The sequence below is a fragment of the Paenibacillus sp. O199 genome (assembly GCF_001636635.1).
In the GTDB taxonomy this organism is placed as follows: Bacteria; Bacillota; Bacilli; order Paenibacillales; family Paenibacillaceae; genus Paenibacillus; species Paenibacillus marchantiae.
In genome coordinates this window covers 262,403-279,984 of the sequence record NZ_LGRP01000003.1, presented here as the reverse complement: position 1 = coordinate 279,984, position 17,582 = coordinate 262,403, and the positions used below count along the sequence as shown (strand labels likewise).

The 17,582-nt window shown below is 36.6% G+C and carries 8 protein-coding genes; 1 reads left to right on the top strand and 7 read right to left on the bottom strand.

What is annotated here, in order from left to right:
* Positions 1–142: 142 nt before the first annotated feature.
* The 6 genes from A6049_RS06345 to A6049_RS06320 form a co-directional block, all read right to left on the bottom strand.
* A complete protein-coding gene (locus A6049_RS06345; RefSeq protein ID WP_063563821.1) occupies positions 143–2,374 on the bottom strand; it encodes an ATP-binding protein in 2,232 nt (743 codons plus the stop codon).
* A gap of 483 nt (positions 2,375–2,857) precedes the next feature.
* Positions 2,858–3,175, bottom strand: a complete 318-nt coding sequence (locus A6049_RS06340; protein WP_145921905.1) for an SDR family oxidoreductase — start codon at positions 3,173–3,175, stop codon at positions 2,858–2,860.
* 614 nt (positions 3,176–3,789) lie between these two features.
* Positions 3,790–4,647: a hypothetical protein gene (locus A6049_RS06335; RefSeq protein WP_063563819.1), complete on the bottom strand. Its 858-nt coding sequence runs from the start codon at positions 4,645–4,647 to the stop codon at positions 3,790–3,792.
* A gap of 1,410 nt (positions 4,648–6,057) precedes the next feature.
* Positions 6,058–6,999 (bottom strand): tetratricopeptide repeat protein, encoded by a 942-nt coding sequence (locus tag A6049_RS06330; protein WP_063563818.1) that lies wholly within the window; start codon positions 6,997–6,999, stop codon positions 6,058–6,060.
* An 82-nt stretch (positions 7,000–7,081) separates the two neighbouring features.
* On the bottom strand, positions 7,082–11,674 hold the full coding sequence (locus A6049_RS06325; protein ID WP_063563817.1) for a DNRLRE domain-containing protein: 4,593 nt from the start codon (positions 11,672–11,674) through the stop codon (positions 7,082–7,084).
* A 1,991-nt stretch (positions 11,675–13,665) separates the two neighbouring features.
* Positions 13,666–15,195 (bottom strand): MFS transporter, encoded by a 1,530-nt coding sequence (locus tag A6049_RS06320; RefSeq protein WP_063563816.1) that lies wholly within the window; start codon positions 15,193–15,195, stop codon positions 13,666–13,668.
* A 237-nt stretch (positions 15,196–15,432) separates the two neighbouring features.
* Between A6049_RS06320 and A6049_RS06315 the strand changes: the two genes are divergently transcribed.
* Positions 15,433–15,885 carry an Lrp/AsnC family transcriptional regulator gene (locus tag A6049_RS06315; protein ID WP_063563815.1) on the top strand — a complete coding sequence of 151 codons (453 nt, stop codon included), beginning with the start codon at positions 15,433–15,435 and terminating at the stop codon, positions 15,883–15,885.
* 592 nt (positions 15,886–16,477) lie between these two features.
* On the opposite strand, the gene A6049_RS06310 is transcribed toward A6049_RS06315, so the two are convergent.
* Positions 16,478–17,230: an SDR family NAD(P)-dependent oxidoreductase gene (locus A6049_RS06310; protein ID WP_063563971.1), complete on the bottom strand. Its 753-nt coding sequence runs from the start codon at positions 17,228–17,230 to the stop codon at positions 16,478–16,480.
* Between the last annotated feature and the right edge of the window lie 352 nt (positions 17,231–17,582).

Sequence of the window (17,582 nt, the reverse complement as noted above, 5' to 3'; positions counted from 1 at the left end):
ATAAAAAAAGAGAAACTAAGTATACAGGTTCCTCATACCTAGTTTCTCTTAAATTTTATTCTTTTTTTAAGCTGTGGCTCCTCCGTTTTTTTTGGTTAAAGCGAAATGTGAAAATTCTAAATACAATAATTTAGTATTAATTTTAAGCAGGTTTATCTTCTCCTGATGCCGCAACATACTGTGATCCTAGTTCCTCTGCATATATCAAAGCCTTCACACTTGCATAAAGATCTTTAAGGTGGTGTTCAGATAAGTCAAGTATTGGTTCAAACATAAATGAGTTTAAGTGTATATTCTCAGGAGTCATTAAGTTTACCTTTTCAAGTATTTTTATTTGCTCTATCTCACTTGGAAAATCATTTTTAAATTTTCCAAACAATTTACCTGTCTGATTACTTCTAATTTCTGAAACAAAGGTAGGATTACTAATTCGTTGAATCATGTAGCGTTCTGCATTAATTCTTGTTGCAATCGATAAAACAACTTTATTCTCCAAATTTAAGCCTACCTCATCTTGTTCAGCATAGATCTCTTCAGCAACCTCAAAAATTAAATCAAAAAAAAGTTTATCAGAATCAACTATTTCAAGTGTGCTCATATCTTTAAAAATTTCTTTATAAGAATTTTCGATATCTCTTAATCGAAGGTGTAGAGAATTATTTTTCCAATGCAACATTGAGGTTAAAACATTGAAATTATTTGTATCTCCTACATGTTCTGCTATGTTTCTTGCGAAAGAGATCGACGCTATTAACTTAGCATTGTTGGTATTTAAATCCCTCTTCCAGTTAGCAAATGGATTGCTTATATATTTATATCCTGGATTTATTAGATCAATTGAATCAATCTTTTTGACAGCCATACAAGAGTGAGTAAACTTATTAGTGTTTATTCTATCCTGTACTGTTCTGTAAAAATCAAAGTTATGAGTTAATATTATGATATTGAAATTATCTGAATCAGTTAACTCTTTTAGATATTCTATAATTGCATATTTGTTCTTGTAATCAAAAGAATCTGCGATATCGTCAACTATGAGTAATGTTTTTAAATTCTGTATTCTCCGACATTCTAATTCAAATATAATGTTTAATAAGTACAATGCTCTTGTCTCACCTTGACTTAACACTGATAGTAGTAAGTCTTCACTAACGCTTTCGGAAAGTCCAGTTTGATCATTAAAGATATATTCAATGCTTGGTGCTTCATCTTTTAGGATGCTATCTGCTTTATTACTCATTTTTAGAGTGTATGGTACATGGAACCTTCGGTTAAAAATGTCAATTACGTTTTCCCATTCTGTTTTTTCTCTATTCGCTTGCTCGATAATTCTTTTCAATTCATCTTGTGACTCTTTGTATTCTTTAGTTAGATTTAGAAATAGTACAGAACATTTTTGGAAATAGGATATCCAAACAGATCTTTTCAAATTAAGGATGTTCTCCAATTCAACTAACAATTCTTGATTTTCAAATAAGTAATCTCTAAACTCCCTTAATTGAGCGTTTGATATTTTCTTATCAATGTCTTCAAATATTTTTTGGAGTTCAGTATCGGATAGTATTTTAAATTTTTCTTCATTAATCAACTTTTCCAGCTCAGCCGATGAGCCTATTTCTTGTTTGGAACCATTCATGTTTATATTTATAGTATGCTCAGCTTTGAAAAAACCATTATTCGCCAAATTTTGTTGAACAGTGTCTGCATGATAGTGATTAAATTCTTTCCGCAAGAACATTGAGTTTTTTATTAAGTCATTATATTTCTCTATGTATTTCTTTATTTGATACTTAAAATCTCCAGTGGCAAGAAACTGGATAACTTTCGGGTCGAATACAATTTTATACGATATATTTGAGTACTTTTCAACTAAATTCTCACCCAAAACAACATTTTCAAGACTATGGATGATTTCTATTATATTTGAATTTTGTGTTGCAAAAACACTGAGAATTTCTTCTTCTACTTTGTTAATTTTTGTTACTTTCTTCAACTCTTTCATGAGTGATGTTTTTAAGTCGTTTATTTTTTCGTGAAGTTCCACATATTTCGTTTTTAGATCTTGATTCACCAGTAGATTTGAGACACGGTTAGTTTTGAATTCTTTTTCATATGGTCTTATTACAAAAACAGACTCTTTATTGATTTCATTCCCTGAAGCATCAGTAATTTTACGCTGTGAAACACGAGTTTTATAAACTAAATCAGTTGAAATCCTATCCTTACTGTAATCATCAAAAACATTAGCGAAAGATGATTTCATCACACCATTTGGGGCATAAATTACATAAGCCGAATTAGTACTAAAATCAAAATCATGGGCTAGCTTATTTATCCCATAGCAATTGTGTATCTCGACCTTAAGACTTTCCATTTTTTAATTACCTCCATTACTCTGTTTAATTAATATTTCTACTAACAAGGAAGTATTTCCTTTAATTCATCAAATTATCTTGTATTTTAACAGCAATCAATTTTATTCCTATACGTTTAAAGCTCTTGTTAAAAGGTGCTTAGTTATTACTTTGGTTTATTTAAGATATCTAATGCCTTTTTATACTGCTCAATTTTTTAAGGGTCGTCCAGTCAGTAAACATATGAATCGCGGATCTTCACGGGAGAAAATCACCGTATTTATGCTTCGGCGGCTCGTTAATCCATTGAGGTTCCTCATCTTAATTCGCGTAATAGAACGTTGTTTTTGTTAGACGCAGCCTGATATTTGGGACCCGTCCCATATTTACTTCTCTTTTGTTAATTCCATGTACAGCTCATAGAACTCAAAATGAAATCATTCAATTTCTTCTCGTTTGGTATTACCGATATTATTAGGGTCGCCTACTTCTCCTAGAGCAGTTTACTCCGATAGATAATCTCTAATACCTTCATCGGTTTTCAAGATCCGTCCGCCGAAATCAGTAGCCGTAGGCCCTGGTGCTACAGTATTTACTATAATTTTGCGATTTCCTAATTCTATAGCCCAGTATTTAGTTAATATCTCTAAAGCGCCTTTCATAGCTCCATATACACTGCTTCCTTTTGCAGTAATGAGAGCTAATGCTGAGGATAAATTTATAATACTTCCATGATCTGCTAATTGCGCTGTTTTGGGTTTTTGGATATTTAGATTTGTGCTTGCTTCACATATCTTCCATTTAGTCTCGGACTCGTCCATCTTTGCAGCCGGAAGCCACACGATCTATAAATTCTGAATGTACGAGGTGCTTCCTCGCTTAATTTGTATATAAATTTGTACTTTCATTGTATGAAAATCACGGGCAAGTGTAAAATCGTCAACTCTTGTTTGTACGACCTGATATTCCCATGAAAAAATCCCCTCCAGCAGACAACATGTAAGTCCATCTTAATAGATGTCTCTTTTTCATTGTCTACCATGAGGGGGGTTACCGTAACTCAAGCTATTTTTGATCAATTTTTAGAAGGACTAGCATGTGAATGTCATTATTTTGACTGCGGCATTCCGAAATCGGCTAAACCCTATTGTTTTTAAGTGTTTTCAACAAATCTCTACAATTTAAATAATAGTAATAAACAAACTATCCAAATATTCAAAGTGAAACCAAGGCTTATTATAACTCGATGCGATGTTTTAGTTTGTCGATTTCCATCTGATAATAATTTTAAAAACAAGTAGATACTAATAAATGATAAGAATGGAACAACTGTAAAAATAAAATAAGCCATAATATCAATCATTTATCACAACTCACTCTCTGGTGAAATCAGGTATAGACATGATTATATCATATCTATACCTGATATTTTAGATTACATATCTTTGTGATACCAGTTTAGTGTTTGAGTGTCTGCATTGGATTCAGATACTCCAGCTGTTGTACTAAAAGTAACTGCTGGCGTTTTGGCAACATTCACTTCTCCAGTCAAATTCCACTCTTTATGAAAATACTTAGCTTCAAATGCAGTTACTTCTAATCTTCCTGATTTATCATGCTCTCTATACAGTTGGAAACCCGACCAACCCTTATGGCGATTGACTATATATCTGGCTCCATTTTTTGAGAATTCACTGATTAGGTTTACCTCATAACCTATACCAGCTCCTGGTGGGGCTTTTAATTGGCCGCTTTGTTGAACGCCCGCAGTTTCAGCGTAAAGGGTGGAGCCACTAGCACTGTGATAATACCCAAATGCTTTATAATTATACTTTGAAGAACCAGATACTAGGTTCCAGTCATCAGTCCATGCAATACCATATTGATCTGAAGAAGTGAAAATAGGGTCGTAGTTCCAATCCCAGTTATAATTAACTGCAATTTTGGCAGTTCCAGGAGTAGTTGATGGTATACGACTAAAAGATGTTATATGAGAAAAATTAGAGAGACTCATAGGTGTTATTGAATCTTCATTAGATGAATCATTGTCCATTAAAGTATCATAAGTAACCTTATGGGAAATATATGTCGCTTGTGCAGCATAAAGTTCCATTTTTTGCTCTTCTTCATAAGCATCGATAAGTTCTTGAGGATAACCGGCATTTATTAGATACTGATCCAATTCTGATGTGGATACTGCAGAATCTGCACTTGCTGCACTTGTTACACTGGAAAATAAAGAAATTATTAATGTAATGGCAAGAATAAATTTAATTGGCTTACTTCTTTTCATAGACTTCCATCCTCTCGAAATTATTTGAATACTAAAAGTAAACTTTTGTTCCTCCTTCCTATATTTTTATTTATTTTTACATTTCATATACTACAGTGTGTTTAATGTCAAAGTAAGGGGAATTTTGTAATTTATTATTTTTTTTGAAAAAAATTTACTGATAATCCCCTTATCAGGATCGTGCATTTACTCTAATTGTCTCGAAAAGTATGCTTATAGGAACATACGAAAAACACTAATTTGGATACCCGTTCCTCTTCCGGACCAACGAGTGGAATCCCCATGTATCAACGGCCGGACTTGTCAGGACGATCACGGGTAATGTCAGAGATAAAGTCCATAGGAGCATTCACCGATCCATCGCAGTGGCTTGGCACCAACTAGGCGTGCCAAAAAGGAACAAGGGTGTGCAAACACACCCCAAAATCCCCATTTATTCAAAAACTGCAAATGAATTAATCTTTAGCGTTAATAAGCCCCTCGGTAGAGGAATAAAACATACATTCAGCTGTCCTATATTTCCTTAAAATCTGGCCTGATTCATCAGCAAAATATTCAAGCGGATCGCCAAGCTAGCTTTATTTTCCTAAGTACCCAATCCTCTAGTTTAAAGGAAGCCTCATCTATATATCTTTCAAGCAACTTTTTGGACTCCAAATCGGGGATACTGAGTTACCTGAGACTCAACGACTCATCTTCATTTTGATTTCTCTAGGGCGGGTTTATCAATAAAATAAACAAGTTCTTGTCCCTCCATATCTCAAACACGCATAATCGGCAATCGGAACTTGTTCTTGTCCTCAGCAGGTATTTTCAGTCCGATATTTGTCCTTTTCAATCTTAGAAACCGTGTTTAACCGCTCATCTTATCAGTTGTCACATAACATTGTGTGGTACTTGACAAGCTTTAAGTGCATGTGGTCAATATTTAGATGTACATCTAATCGGTAATCGGACTATGTTCTTGTCCATTCCGGCAATAGGTACAAGTTCTTGTCCTTGGCTCGGGACAAGAACTTGTACCTATAAAATAAAAAAGCCGCTAAAATAGCGACTTCAATGGGAACATGTTCTTGTCCTTCGACAGTTGTGTTGTGTTTTGGTGTCAGTATACCGTTATCCCATACTTAATTGAAGAGAAAGATGTTGAACAAGAATTGAGCTGCTTTTAGCCTAGCAGCCCCGATCTCAATCATAGAATGTGTTGAAGTTACATACCTAATCGGCATTGAAACAAAGTTGTTTCAATACCTTGCATACTTCGTGACCTTTAAATTTTGCGGTTTTTGACGTCGATTCACAGAATACGCATTGCCCTTTGTCTTTAATTAACGGAGCAAATTTGGATATTGGTAGGTAACTTTATGATGTCATTCGTACTCATTCAGTTTCTTTCATTGTTTCAATACTTTATGCCAATTTATTTTTTGCAATTATATTTTCAGGGTCAATTTTTAAGATGCGGATGTAACAAGCTCTTTCTTTTTCTATTAAATGGATCAAACTATAAATTTGAGCTAATAGTAACAAAATATCTATATCAATCGGGTCTAATGATGAGGCATGTTCTAATAGTTTAATTGAGGTCTCATAATTGCCTTGCCTCTCAAGCAACTTACCTTTGAAATAAAGCGCAACAGTATTATTTGGATCAAAACTTAATATTGAATCTAAATAATATGCTGTTAATTCAAATTGATTTTCTTCAAGATAAATTTTTGCGATTTGTAACCTTACATCGTAATCTTCAGGTTCTGATATTAGGATCTTTTTAAAATAGATAATAGCTTCCTCTTTTTTTCCCATATGCTTTAACACTAATGCTTTGTTATACATTGCATTAGTTGATGATGGATCTATCTGTAAAGCCCAATGAAATTCTTCGAGCGCTTCTTGATTATTGCCCAATTCATGAAAAATTAATCCTAGGTTAATATGGGCCTCTTCTTGATTAGTATTAAGTGCTAATGATTTTTGATAGTATTCTATTGCTTTCTTAAATTCCTCCTTTTTTTGATAACAAAGGGCAAGATAATACAGAGCATCTTCAGAATTTGAGTTTATCATTACTGCACGTTTACAAAAAATTAATGCATCTTCAATATTGCCTAATTGTAAATAGACATAACCTTTATTAAAGTATAATCTTTCCCATGTAGGGAATAGTCTAATTGCCCTGTCGTAAACTTCAATTGCGGCATTATATTCTTTTAACTCTGTAAGACATCTTCCCATGTAATTCAGTGTATCTTGGGTATCTATATTATCATTGAGAGCTTTTTTAAAGTAAACTAATGCTGCATCATAATTACCTTCTGCATAGTACTCTTCCCCTTGTTCAAAAAAAGTCATTTTTTTGCATCTCCTTTTTATAATATTGACCCCAACAAATAAGTTGTTGAGGTCAAAAATACTAAGATCAATTGATAATTAATTATCTATACATGTCCAAATCATTCCAACTTCTATTGTTATCATTTCTTTGATCTCTTTTATCTCGGTGTAATTCTTTTGTACTTTTTTCCCTTTGAGACCTTGAACCAAATTTATCATTTATTTGTTTCTTTTCTCTTTTTTTCGCCTCGCTCCCTCTCATTCTATCGTTCTTAGCCATTTTGTCTCTATTTGCGAAATACTGATATCCTTTTTTAATTCCATATCCTGCCGCTATACCAAGTCCTACTGCTGCAGTTACGCCCAAAGCGACTTCACCCACACCTGGTATCGCATACACACCAAGTGCCCATGCAAAATCTCCATTAGGATCAACACTGTTAATTGGATCATTGGCAGCATAAATGTACAAATTTGAATCGATTGGCTCAACATTATCTTGGCTAATAAAACGACCATCTTGTGGGTCGTAATATCGGTTGAATAGGTAAAACATATCCGTTTCTTCATCGAAGTAATAACCACTATAAGTGAATGGATTATATAAAGTTCCTGTCTTACTAGTTAAATTACCCCAAGGGTCATATGAATAGCTGGAAACGATATTACCATTAATATCGGTTAATCCTACTACATTTCCGTGTCCATCATAATTATAATAATACGTTTTTCCATTCTGTGTTTGACTTACCCGCTTACCCAAAACATCATACGAATATGATACATTTAATCCTGTTGTAATATTGTTTTCTACAATAAGATTTCCTGTACTATCTTCATACTGGTATTTGTAGTCATTAAGGATAGAACCAGTACTGCTTTTTACTATTTTCTCAGTCCGTTGCCCCTTAGCATTATAGCGGAACTCAACGGAGCTACCGTCTGGTTGTGTTTCTTTGGACAGCTTGTCATCCGTATTCCATTCAATATGAATACTACCTTGTTCAGTGAGTTGGCCTTTTTCGTTATACGAGTAGTTCAGAGTACCATTGGGTCCATTTACATTCGTTAATTGGTTCAAATTATTATACGTGTATTTGGTAACTCCAGTAGCATTTGTCATCGTTAAACGATTACTGGTGTTGTCATAAGAATAACTCGTTGTCCCTGTATTATCCGTATAATTTTTCAAACGACCAGTCTCATCAAATTCGTAACTAGATGAGGATGATAGGTTATTTGTTACGGTTTTGATTCGTCCATTCGAATCAAGATCATAAGAGTATCCCCATAATAATGTTGTCCCTTTTTTGTAATCAACATTCTTGAGTCTATTCGTATTATCATACGTTAGAGATTGGACTACACCATCGGCATCTGTCCGTTGGACTGAAGTGACATTGCCATTCGGATCATAACTAAGATCTTCTATAGTTTTTTGGTTAGAATCCTTGACTTGTTTAAGTTGATTTGCTTTATCATAAGAGAAAGACATTCCTTGCCCCCATCCATTCTGTGGGTTCCAGGCAATCAAATTTTGATTGTTGTCATATTGATAAGCAACTTGAGGTGAACTTTGTACTACCTGACTTTTAACATCATTTGTCGCTGTATGATCGTAGTTGGTTGTTTGGCTAGCACCTAGTACAGTGTCTTTTATCGATATAATATTTCCATTCGAATCATACGTAGGATCATAAACCATTTCGGGCGTGGAAGCACTGGCTGAAATTCTTTCATCTAGATTCTCGAGTTCATCAAGCCAATTATACTGATAATTTGAGACATGTCCATTTGGCTCCGTTACTTTTACCAATTGGTCTGCACCGTTATATTCCATCGTGGTGAATTGATTCGCTGCATCTTCACTAATAACTTGATTGATCCCTTGTGAATCATATTTGTAGACTGTTTTATTATCATCAGCATCCGTTGAAGACGTTCTATTTCCATACGAGTCATAGGTATAACTCGTGCTTTGCAATAATGGATTTGTAACTTTAAGAAAATCACCAAATATATTGAATTCATAGGTCGTCTTTTGATTTATGGCATCCGTATAACTCGTGCGGTTACTATAACTATCATATGTCGAGATTTCCTTATGTTGTTCTGGATCCATTGTACTTGTAATGTTACCATTGAGGTCATACGTGTTAATGGTATCATTACCTTTCGGATCAGTAATTACCAGCTTGTTATAATTATCATCCAAAGCAAAGCGGGTGACCCTTGATAACGAGTCGGTTATTTGGGTTACCACATAATTCGAATTCGAATTATATGTCGTTGTATTTCCATTCCGATCCGTAGCTGTTGACACAAAATTCGGTAAATCATATGAATATGTGGTTCCAGGTCGACTTGCTAAATCAGCATTTGCTCCCTCACCAAAAGGTTCTTGTACCTTCTGCAATAATTCATTATTGTACGTAAATGACGTTTTCCGTCCACTTGGATCTGTGACTGTCGTTAAGTGATGGCTCGAATCGTAGGAAAACTTGGTTATTCGATAATTGGTTGCATCTAAATAAGCATCAACATTTGCCAGATTGCCAGCGGTATCATACCCGTAGTTAATTTTACGACCAACGAAATCTGTGATATTAGAAATTTTCCCTGATACATTGTAATTCATCGTAGTGACCCGATTGCTAGGATCTGTTATAGAAGTAAGTTGGTTTGAGCTGTTATATCCATATGATATTTTATTTCCATGGAGATCTTGTTCATACAACAACTTTCCGGTATACACTTCTGTATAACTATCACCATTTGCATCAAAATGCAATTTTGTACCATCTTTATAAGTTAAGTCATAACCATTAACGGCTCCGTATGATTCGGTGGTTCGTGTGATTTTTAAATAAGTTCCCGGCGGAGATTGGTAACTATCGGAAGTTGAATTATAGGTGAATTCATGATAGGTACCGTCAGAATCTTTATAGACCAATTTACTCCGGTCATAACGCTCCATAATAGCTTCGCTGCCCGAATAAGACCAACCATATCCGAGTGGGGAATCTTCTAATGCTTTCGAATTATAGGTTCTTGTAAAGTCAACTCCCATACCACCACGGCCTTTTAGGCTTAGGTCATTATATTGGATAACATTGTTACCTGTAGTCATATTCGTATAGCTTCGACCACCGACCAAGTCATGGCTATCGTATGTCCAATACTTTTCAAGCCCAAGACGACTCCCGTTAAAATACGTAACAGACAGCATTGGGCGATTCGTTGCATTCAATGTAGAATCGCTCGAAATAAACTTTTTATACGAGTTTGTAGATTCAGATAAACTTTTCAACAAAATTCCGTAGTTTGCACTTCTCCATTTATCAATTTGATTTGTGACATCCCATTTATAATTAACCCCAAGATCAGTTAGATAACTAACTTGATTTGAATCTAATAAAGTGCTTTTGTAGTCGCCCCCCTTATTAGTCCAAGCTGTTGTTCCATTTGTGGTGTTCCAATTTGTGCTTTCCTCTAACCAGGACTTGCTTAGTTCGTATGCACCAATTTCAACATTAGTGTCATTAGCCACGCTGGAAAGCCATAAATTCACATCGGCGCTTAAGATATTTGCACCCACTGGAATCGATGAAACATTAAACTTTAATAAAGATCGAATGACATTGTTTTGCGTGGAGTCTTTGTATAATCCAACGCCTAATGAGGTTTCGGTTCCACCGGTTTGTGTTGGGAAATAACTGCGGATGTTGGTGTCATTCCCGTCGGCTGCATTTGGCTGAAACCGGATAATTGTAGGATCAATCGTTACGGGATAGACCCTCTTAGGATTTTCAAGCCAGGCTCGGTCAGGAATGATGTCAACAAAATATGTAGAGCCTCGTTTAACCAATTTCATATTCACGTCATAGGAACGTGCTTCCTCAGGAATATCATCAGATTGTTCTATCTTCTTGTACCCTTCTGGAATATAGGAATCATACATAAACGGTTGTTCAATATAAAAGACTTTTAAGTGGCTTTTCTTATCAACAAAATAGATTTTCCCGGTACTATCTTGTTCCATACCCAAACCTTTTATTTTGAATTTATATGTGAACTTTACTGGCGAGGAAGCGGAAGGTGCCTTATCCAGAACAATATCTTCCTTTAATTTGCGGTCCTCAACTGTGTAATTTATATTGGTGTTGTCATACAAGTTATTGAAACTTAACTTATTATTCTTGTAAGAAGCAGCACCTTCATGGGAATTTTTAACAAATCCAGAGTCTAGATTGTCAGATTGTGATGCGGGGTCCATCACAATGGATAAACCATCCATACCAATGGTAACTAGATTTTTGTCTAAATTGCGCTTTTGAAACTTTACTTCAAAATCGTTTGATTTATTTTTTATGACGTTATTGTTAGTATCCACAATCAAATTATTATCAAATCTACTCCATTTATTGTTGTTACTTTTATAATGAATGGGCTCTTGATATATTTGTGTTGTCAATGTTCCGTTTGAATTCAGAAATGTCTCCGAATCCTGGGTCCGACGATCCTCCAGTTCAACTCTAGATGTGGTGATTTTTTTTGATAGAGTAGCTGGAACAGAACTTGCTGCATTTGCCTTCAGCGCTTCCGTTGGAATTGTTTGAACGGCAATTGTGATTGCCAGAAAAAGCGATAATCCTCGGTAATACTTTTTTTTCTTTCCTTCAAATAAACTCATGTGATATTCCCCTCGCGTTTTTTCTAAGATGCATGACTAAATTTATTCTCTAATTTTTCCTCCTTAACACAAAAATACACAGCTAAATAAATATATACTAATTTACGTAAAAAACTAGTTGTAAATTATTACTGGGTTCCCAGTAATATGAGGGATCAATTAGAAGAAAAATTGAGCACTATGAATAAGAATCGAGGACTAAAAATTCAATAGAGATGGACTTATCAAAAAAAATGATCCTCAAGAGTAAAGCAACAAGGGGGATTTAGGGGAGTAAACTAATAACACAAAAAAAGGATCTAGTTGGCTCCTTTATTGTGACTTAGATATTTCAAGTTGATATTTTGTGAAGAATTGCGACGTTGTCTGATGGATACGCCATCTAGAAAACACTAACATTTCTTTTGCGTAATTTCTTAAATACGAGTACTCCTTATTGGACTTAATAAAACTTAATATCTTTTCGGCAAATACTGTTGGATTCATCTCTTTTGTATTTATTTCGAGGTCATATTCATCAAAATTTCTTCTTGTGTGAATGGCCCGCTCCAGATCCGTGAGTGATATCGTTCAACAATTGACCGGGGTCGTCCAAAAGTCAGAATAATTTCATTAGAACTCACATAACCTATACCTTTATGATAGCAGTCGCATCTCCAGAGACGCTTTTAACAGAATCTGACCTGATACTAATGGAAGAGGGTAGCCCTGTTCATGACTTCACACTGAGCCTATGTGATGCTCTTCTTCAGTGGTCCGGTCACCATGAAGCTACGTATATCCATGAAGCAAAACTCCACCCATATAGGGCGGTGGTTACAAGGTGGATAACTATTTTAAGTCATTAAGGAGGATGCTTCATACATCAAAATTTGAATATAATCCATTTTAGTCCCGAGCATTTCAATATATTCAGCAACTTATATCTTGCTTTACAAACTTGAGTTCCCTTTCCTCTTCAACAAGCGATGCTTTCGAGCCATTGCGGAAGAGGAACGCTAACTTGCTCTTATCCATTACGGTAATCGGTACAAGTTCTTGTCCCTAACAATTACAAAATCAGCACTAAGTACGATATCTGCATATGTTTCCCCTCCTTTGATCCAAAATCACATCCAGTTTCCTCCCCCTTTTCTTTGCTAAAGTGCTTTTACAAGTTTGTTTTATCTAATTCAAATGAGATCACAGTTTTAATTGAAGTACTTCCGAGCATTAAAGCTGGTTTCTTTGACTAAAAACAGCATTCAGTGTTTCAGTCACCCAAAAGGACACAACACTTCTACTCAGATCTTCATTTAATTGAAATGCGAAATCTGTCCTGCATAATGCTACTTATTGAGGTTTTAATTACATGGCTTTTCATTTATACATCCATCTAATCGGTAATCGGACTATGTTCTTGTCCATTTCGGCAATCGGTACAAGTTCTTGTCCTTGGCTCGGGACACGAATTTGTACCGATAATATAAAAAAGCCGCTAACATAGCGACTTCAATGGGAACATGTTCTTGCCTCTCGACAGTATTGCTGTATTCTCTGACCAGATTGGTCTTTCACTTCAACTAATTGATTCAGGCATCATAAATATACGTTTGTTTGCCATCGTCCTTTTCCATTGACAGATGTCAACTGATTGGCGTTATTATGCGTATATGTTGTTATTTGCTCTTGCCCACTGCTGACGTCTACCTTCTACGTACGATTACCCTCCTTGTTAGACCCTGTAACTCCTTTTTCGAGCTCTAATAAGTATTCTGTCCATCATTAGGTAATTAGCTAACTCGTTTTCATGAAGGCTAAAATGAAGTTCATTACAAATATCACATTCATCATAATTAAAAAAGATTCGATTGCCTAAAGCTGCTGGAATAACATCTGCCTCCTTTTTAAAAGGCACATAGGAGGCCCTTTGACCGCAAAAAGGCAAATTCTATCTTGGTAATTCCCTATTTGTACATACGAGAGGTAACCACTTGTGGGAGCGATGCCCTTCACACTTTACCTGTTTTCTTGGATCTGAAAATCATGAAACTAATCGCAGCCAAAACCCACACACCAATGCCACCATAGAGCATTACCAAGCCAAAGCCGTGCACAAGAGCCTTATGGACCAAGGCTCCTGACGTATCTAGAGAGGACAGTTCTGGAAAACTCTGCTTGAGAGATGTAAAATTTCCGGCCGCTATTTTCTCAGCTAAAGTCCGCAATTTCGTTGTATTGAAAATCCCATGAAGTGCTCCCTTCAAATAAGACAAAATACCATTCTGCAAAATGAATCCCATAACAGCGATGTTAATAGCTAGACTGATCAATCTGGCACTCATGTCTATACCCGAAGCCATGCCTGCACGTGTAATCGAAACCGAGCCAGTCGTCGTGTTGGTTACAGGCGTGTTCGTCAATCCCAGCCCGATACCAGCCAGCAGAGAACCTGGAAGCATGGTTAGCCAGTTGGCGTTATCTCCTCCACTACCATATTTCATTAAAATGAAGCCCGTACCGATGATGAACAAGCCCGATGGAATAACTATACGCGGCTGATAACGGAGCGAAAGGCGCTCTGCCAAGGGAGGGATCACCAAGGTTGGCAGAGCATAAGCCAAGAGAGACAGACCAGCAGCTACAATGCCATAACCAAGACCGCTCTGAAAATAAATCGGCAGATAGATCATGAACGGCCAGAAACTGAAATTCATGCCGATAGAGCCAAGAAGAGCACCGGAAAAATTACGTATCTTGAATACGGAAAAGTCGAACATCGGATGGGCGCTAAGCGTTTCCGCAAAAAGAAAAATAATGAAGCTTATTGATGCTGCAACAAGAACGCCTATGGATACTACGCTAGTAAAGCCATGTTCGGTTCCTTGAGTGATAAAGTATGCCAGACCAAAAACCGTCAACGAAAGCGTGACGATGCCAATAATATCTAGTTTTTCCGCATGAGGATCGCTTGATTCATCCACACCGCCAAAAACAAGGATCAATGTGAGGATAGTCAGTGGGACGTGGATCAGGAAAACCCAATGCCAGTTTAATACGGCCACAATCATCCCCCCAATAATGGGTCCAAAACCAAGGCCGATACCAAATACGATCCCCCATACTGCAAAGGCTTTGCTACGCTCCCGCTCCTCCTGAAACCGATGCGAAAGAATTGCAATCTGGCAAATCTGCATTGCACCCGCACCCACACCTTGAAGAAATCGACTGATGATTAGAACCGATGTGTTTTGTGCCAAGCCACAAATCAAAGATGTAATACCAAACAAGACGAGGCTAATAATAAAAATACGTCTCCTTCCATAACGGTCAGCCAGCGTTCCCACTGCCATCAGAACCGTCGCACAGGCAATGGTGTAGGCGTTCATAATCCATTGCATATCCTTGAGGTTTCCATGCAGTACCTTTTCCAAGGTAGGCAGAATTACTGGCACACTGGAAATTTCGAGGCCAAACATTAGTGCGGACAAACATATCGCAGCCAATGCGATTATATTTTTGCTAGAATGGGAAATAGTCATTGAAAGTACCCTCCAATATAAACACGTACATATAACTCTTCTGTAATTACTTTATTTATTTCATATCTACTCATTGCTTGCCATCCTCTCTGACTTCTCATGTATAATTTACGTGTGTCTTATTATATAATTTATATCTTCCATTTTACATATCATATAAAATCAAATATTATAATTATGCTAAGTAATAAAAGCTATTTTCTTAAAAACACCTTAAATTTAAAGGAGCTTATTCAAATGGATCATGTAGATAAACAAGTACTCTTCTATCTTCAAAAACAGGCGAGGATTTCAATGACTGAGCTAGGCAAAAGCGTTGGGTTATCCCAACCTGCCGTAACGGAACGAGTTAAGAGAATGGAAGAGAAGGGAATCATCGAAGAATATCACACCGTTATTTCTCCTGAAAAAATTGGGAAGCATGCGACTGCCTATATGCTTTTTCAAACTAGAGACTGCTTGGCATTTCTTGATTATGTCCATGCATCTCCCCATGTTGCTGAGTGCCACCGCATAAGCGGAGAACATAGTTATTTATTAAAAGTTGTAACAGAATCCACACGCACGCTCGAGGAGTTCAGCAATCAGTGCGATAAATATGGAACCTACACCATCTTGATTGTCATGTCTTCACCGATCGATCATAGTCTTCTCATTCGTTCTCTCGAAGAAGCCAATAGAGCGGACTAATTCCAAGCTGAACTTCCAAAATCATAATCAAGTTCTATATCAACGGACGTTTACAGATATAATAAGGGCCTTAGTCCGAAGAAACTCAGGACCAAGGCCACTTATCTCATTTTTTTACTGTGGAGAATTTCATTTTAATCAATTCCTACGGTCCGATGTCATACAGATCAGAGGTTTTAACTACATATGCTTAATTTTAGATAATCATCTAATCGGTAATCGGACTATGTTCTTGTCCATTTCGGCAATCGGTACAAGTTCTTGTCCTTGGCTCGGGACACGAACTTGTACCGATAAAATAAAAAAGCCGCTAAAATAGCGACTTTGAATGGAACAATGTTCTTGTCCCGTGACATCTCTCTGTGAGATCCCTAATACCTTACCTATCATAGCCTTTTCGTTTTAAATTAAACCTATGCTATCAACACTCAACTTGCTCCGTCAATTAACATTTATGTTAAATTCTTAAAAGGGCAGAAATTAGTTAATCTGCTCTTTTCTTTGAAGGTTATTGTTTGTTAATGAGATAGGATTCATTCGTTCATTGTATATCCCCCTCATCATTTCTAATTTAGTGTCCATGTAGAAATTCTTAAAGGGTAAGACCACCATCGGCTACGATAATGGAACCTGTCATATAACTTGATCCATCCGAAGCCAGGAATGCAACGACTTGAGCGAGTTCCTCTGGTTCAGCAAACCGTCCAATTCTCATATTAGGGAATTCTTCTGGCATATATTCATTGTCTTGCAGCATTTGTGGAACAGCCGCTGTCAATGGTGTAGCTACACCACCAGGACAGATCGCGTTAACACGGATACCTTTTCTGACGTATTCAAGCGCAGCTGCCTTGGTTAAACCGGCAACGCCGTGTTTGCTGGCTGTATAAGCGGCCAAGCTGTGTTCAGCGCGAATGGCTGTTGTAGATGCAGTATTAATGACATGACCGTATCCTTGTTCGTCCATCACTCGAAGTGCATGTTTCATTCCGAGGAATATGCCCTTCAGATTGACATCGATGATTCGATTGAAGTCTTCTAGGCTCATGCTATGGAAACTTTGGAACTGTTGGATGATTCCGGCGTTATTAAAAGCTACATCAATTTTTCCGTACGTATTAACAGCTTGCTGGATATAATTTTGAACATCATCTTCTTTGGAAACATCGGCTTGTACAAAAATGGCTTCGCCATTTTGCTCCTTTACCAGCTCCAGTGTCTCTTGTCCTGTTGCAGTATTATAATCGACCAGAACCAGCTTGGCTCCTCTGGCTGCCATCAGAATGGCGCTTGCTCTTCCTATTCCACTACCTGCTCCTGTAATTGTAATGACTTTACCTGCCAGGGAATCAGATTGTTTGTTTGCAGCAACCGCAGGTTTGGTTTTCGGAGTTTCTCCTGACACAATTGAAATACCAGCCAAATCATTCTTTAAAGCTAGCAATGTAACTTCAGGAATATCCACTTGAGGAACCGCTACCAACTGATTTAGTGTGAAATTGGAAGCCATCTTAAATGTAGGAGCGTTAATAAACTCGGGTAGATGTTTAGTTAGAATTGCTACCGCCTCTTCATTATTCAGTAAATCCCCGATTTTAATATTTTCATTGTAGGCCATTATTCTTCATCCTCCGATACATGATGTGTGTAAAATATTAAATGATAGCATTACTATCATTTTGATTATTAAGATATCA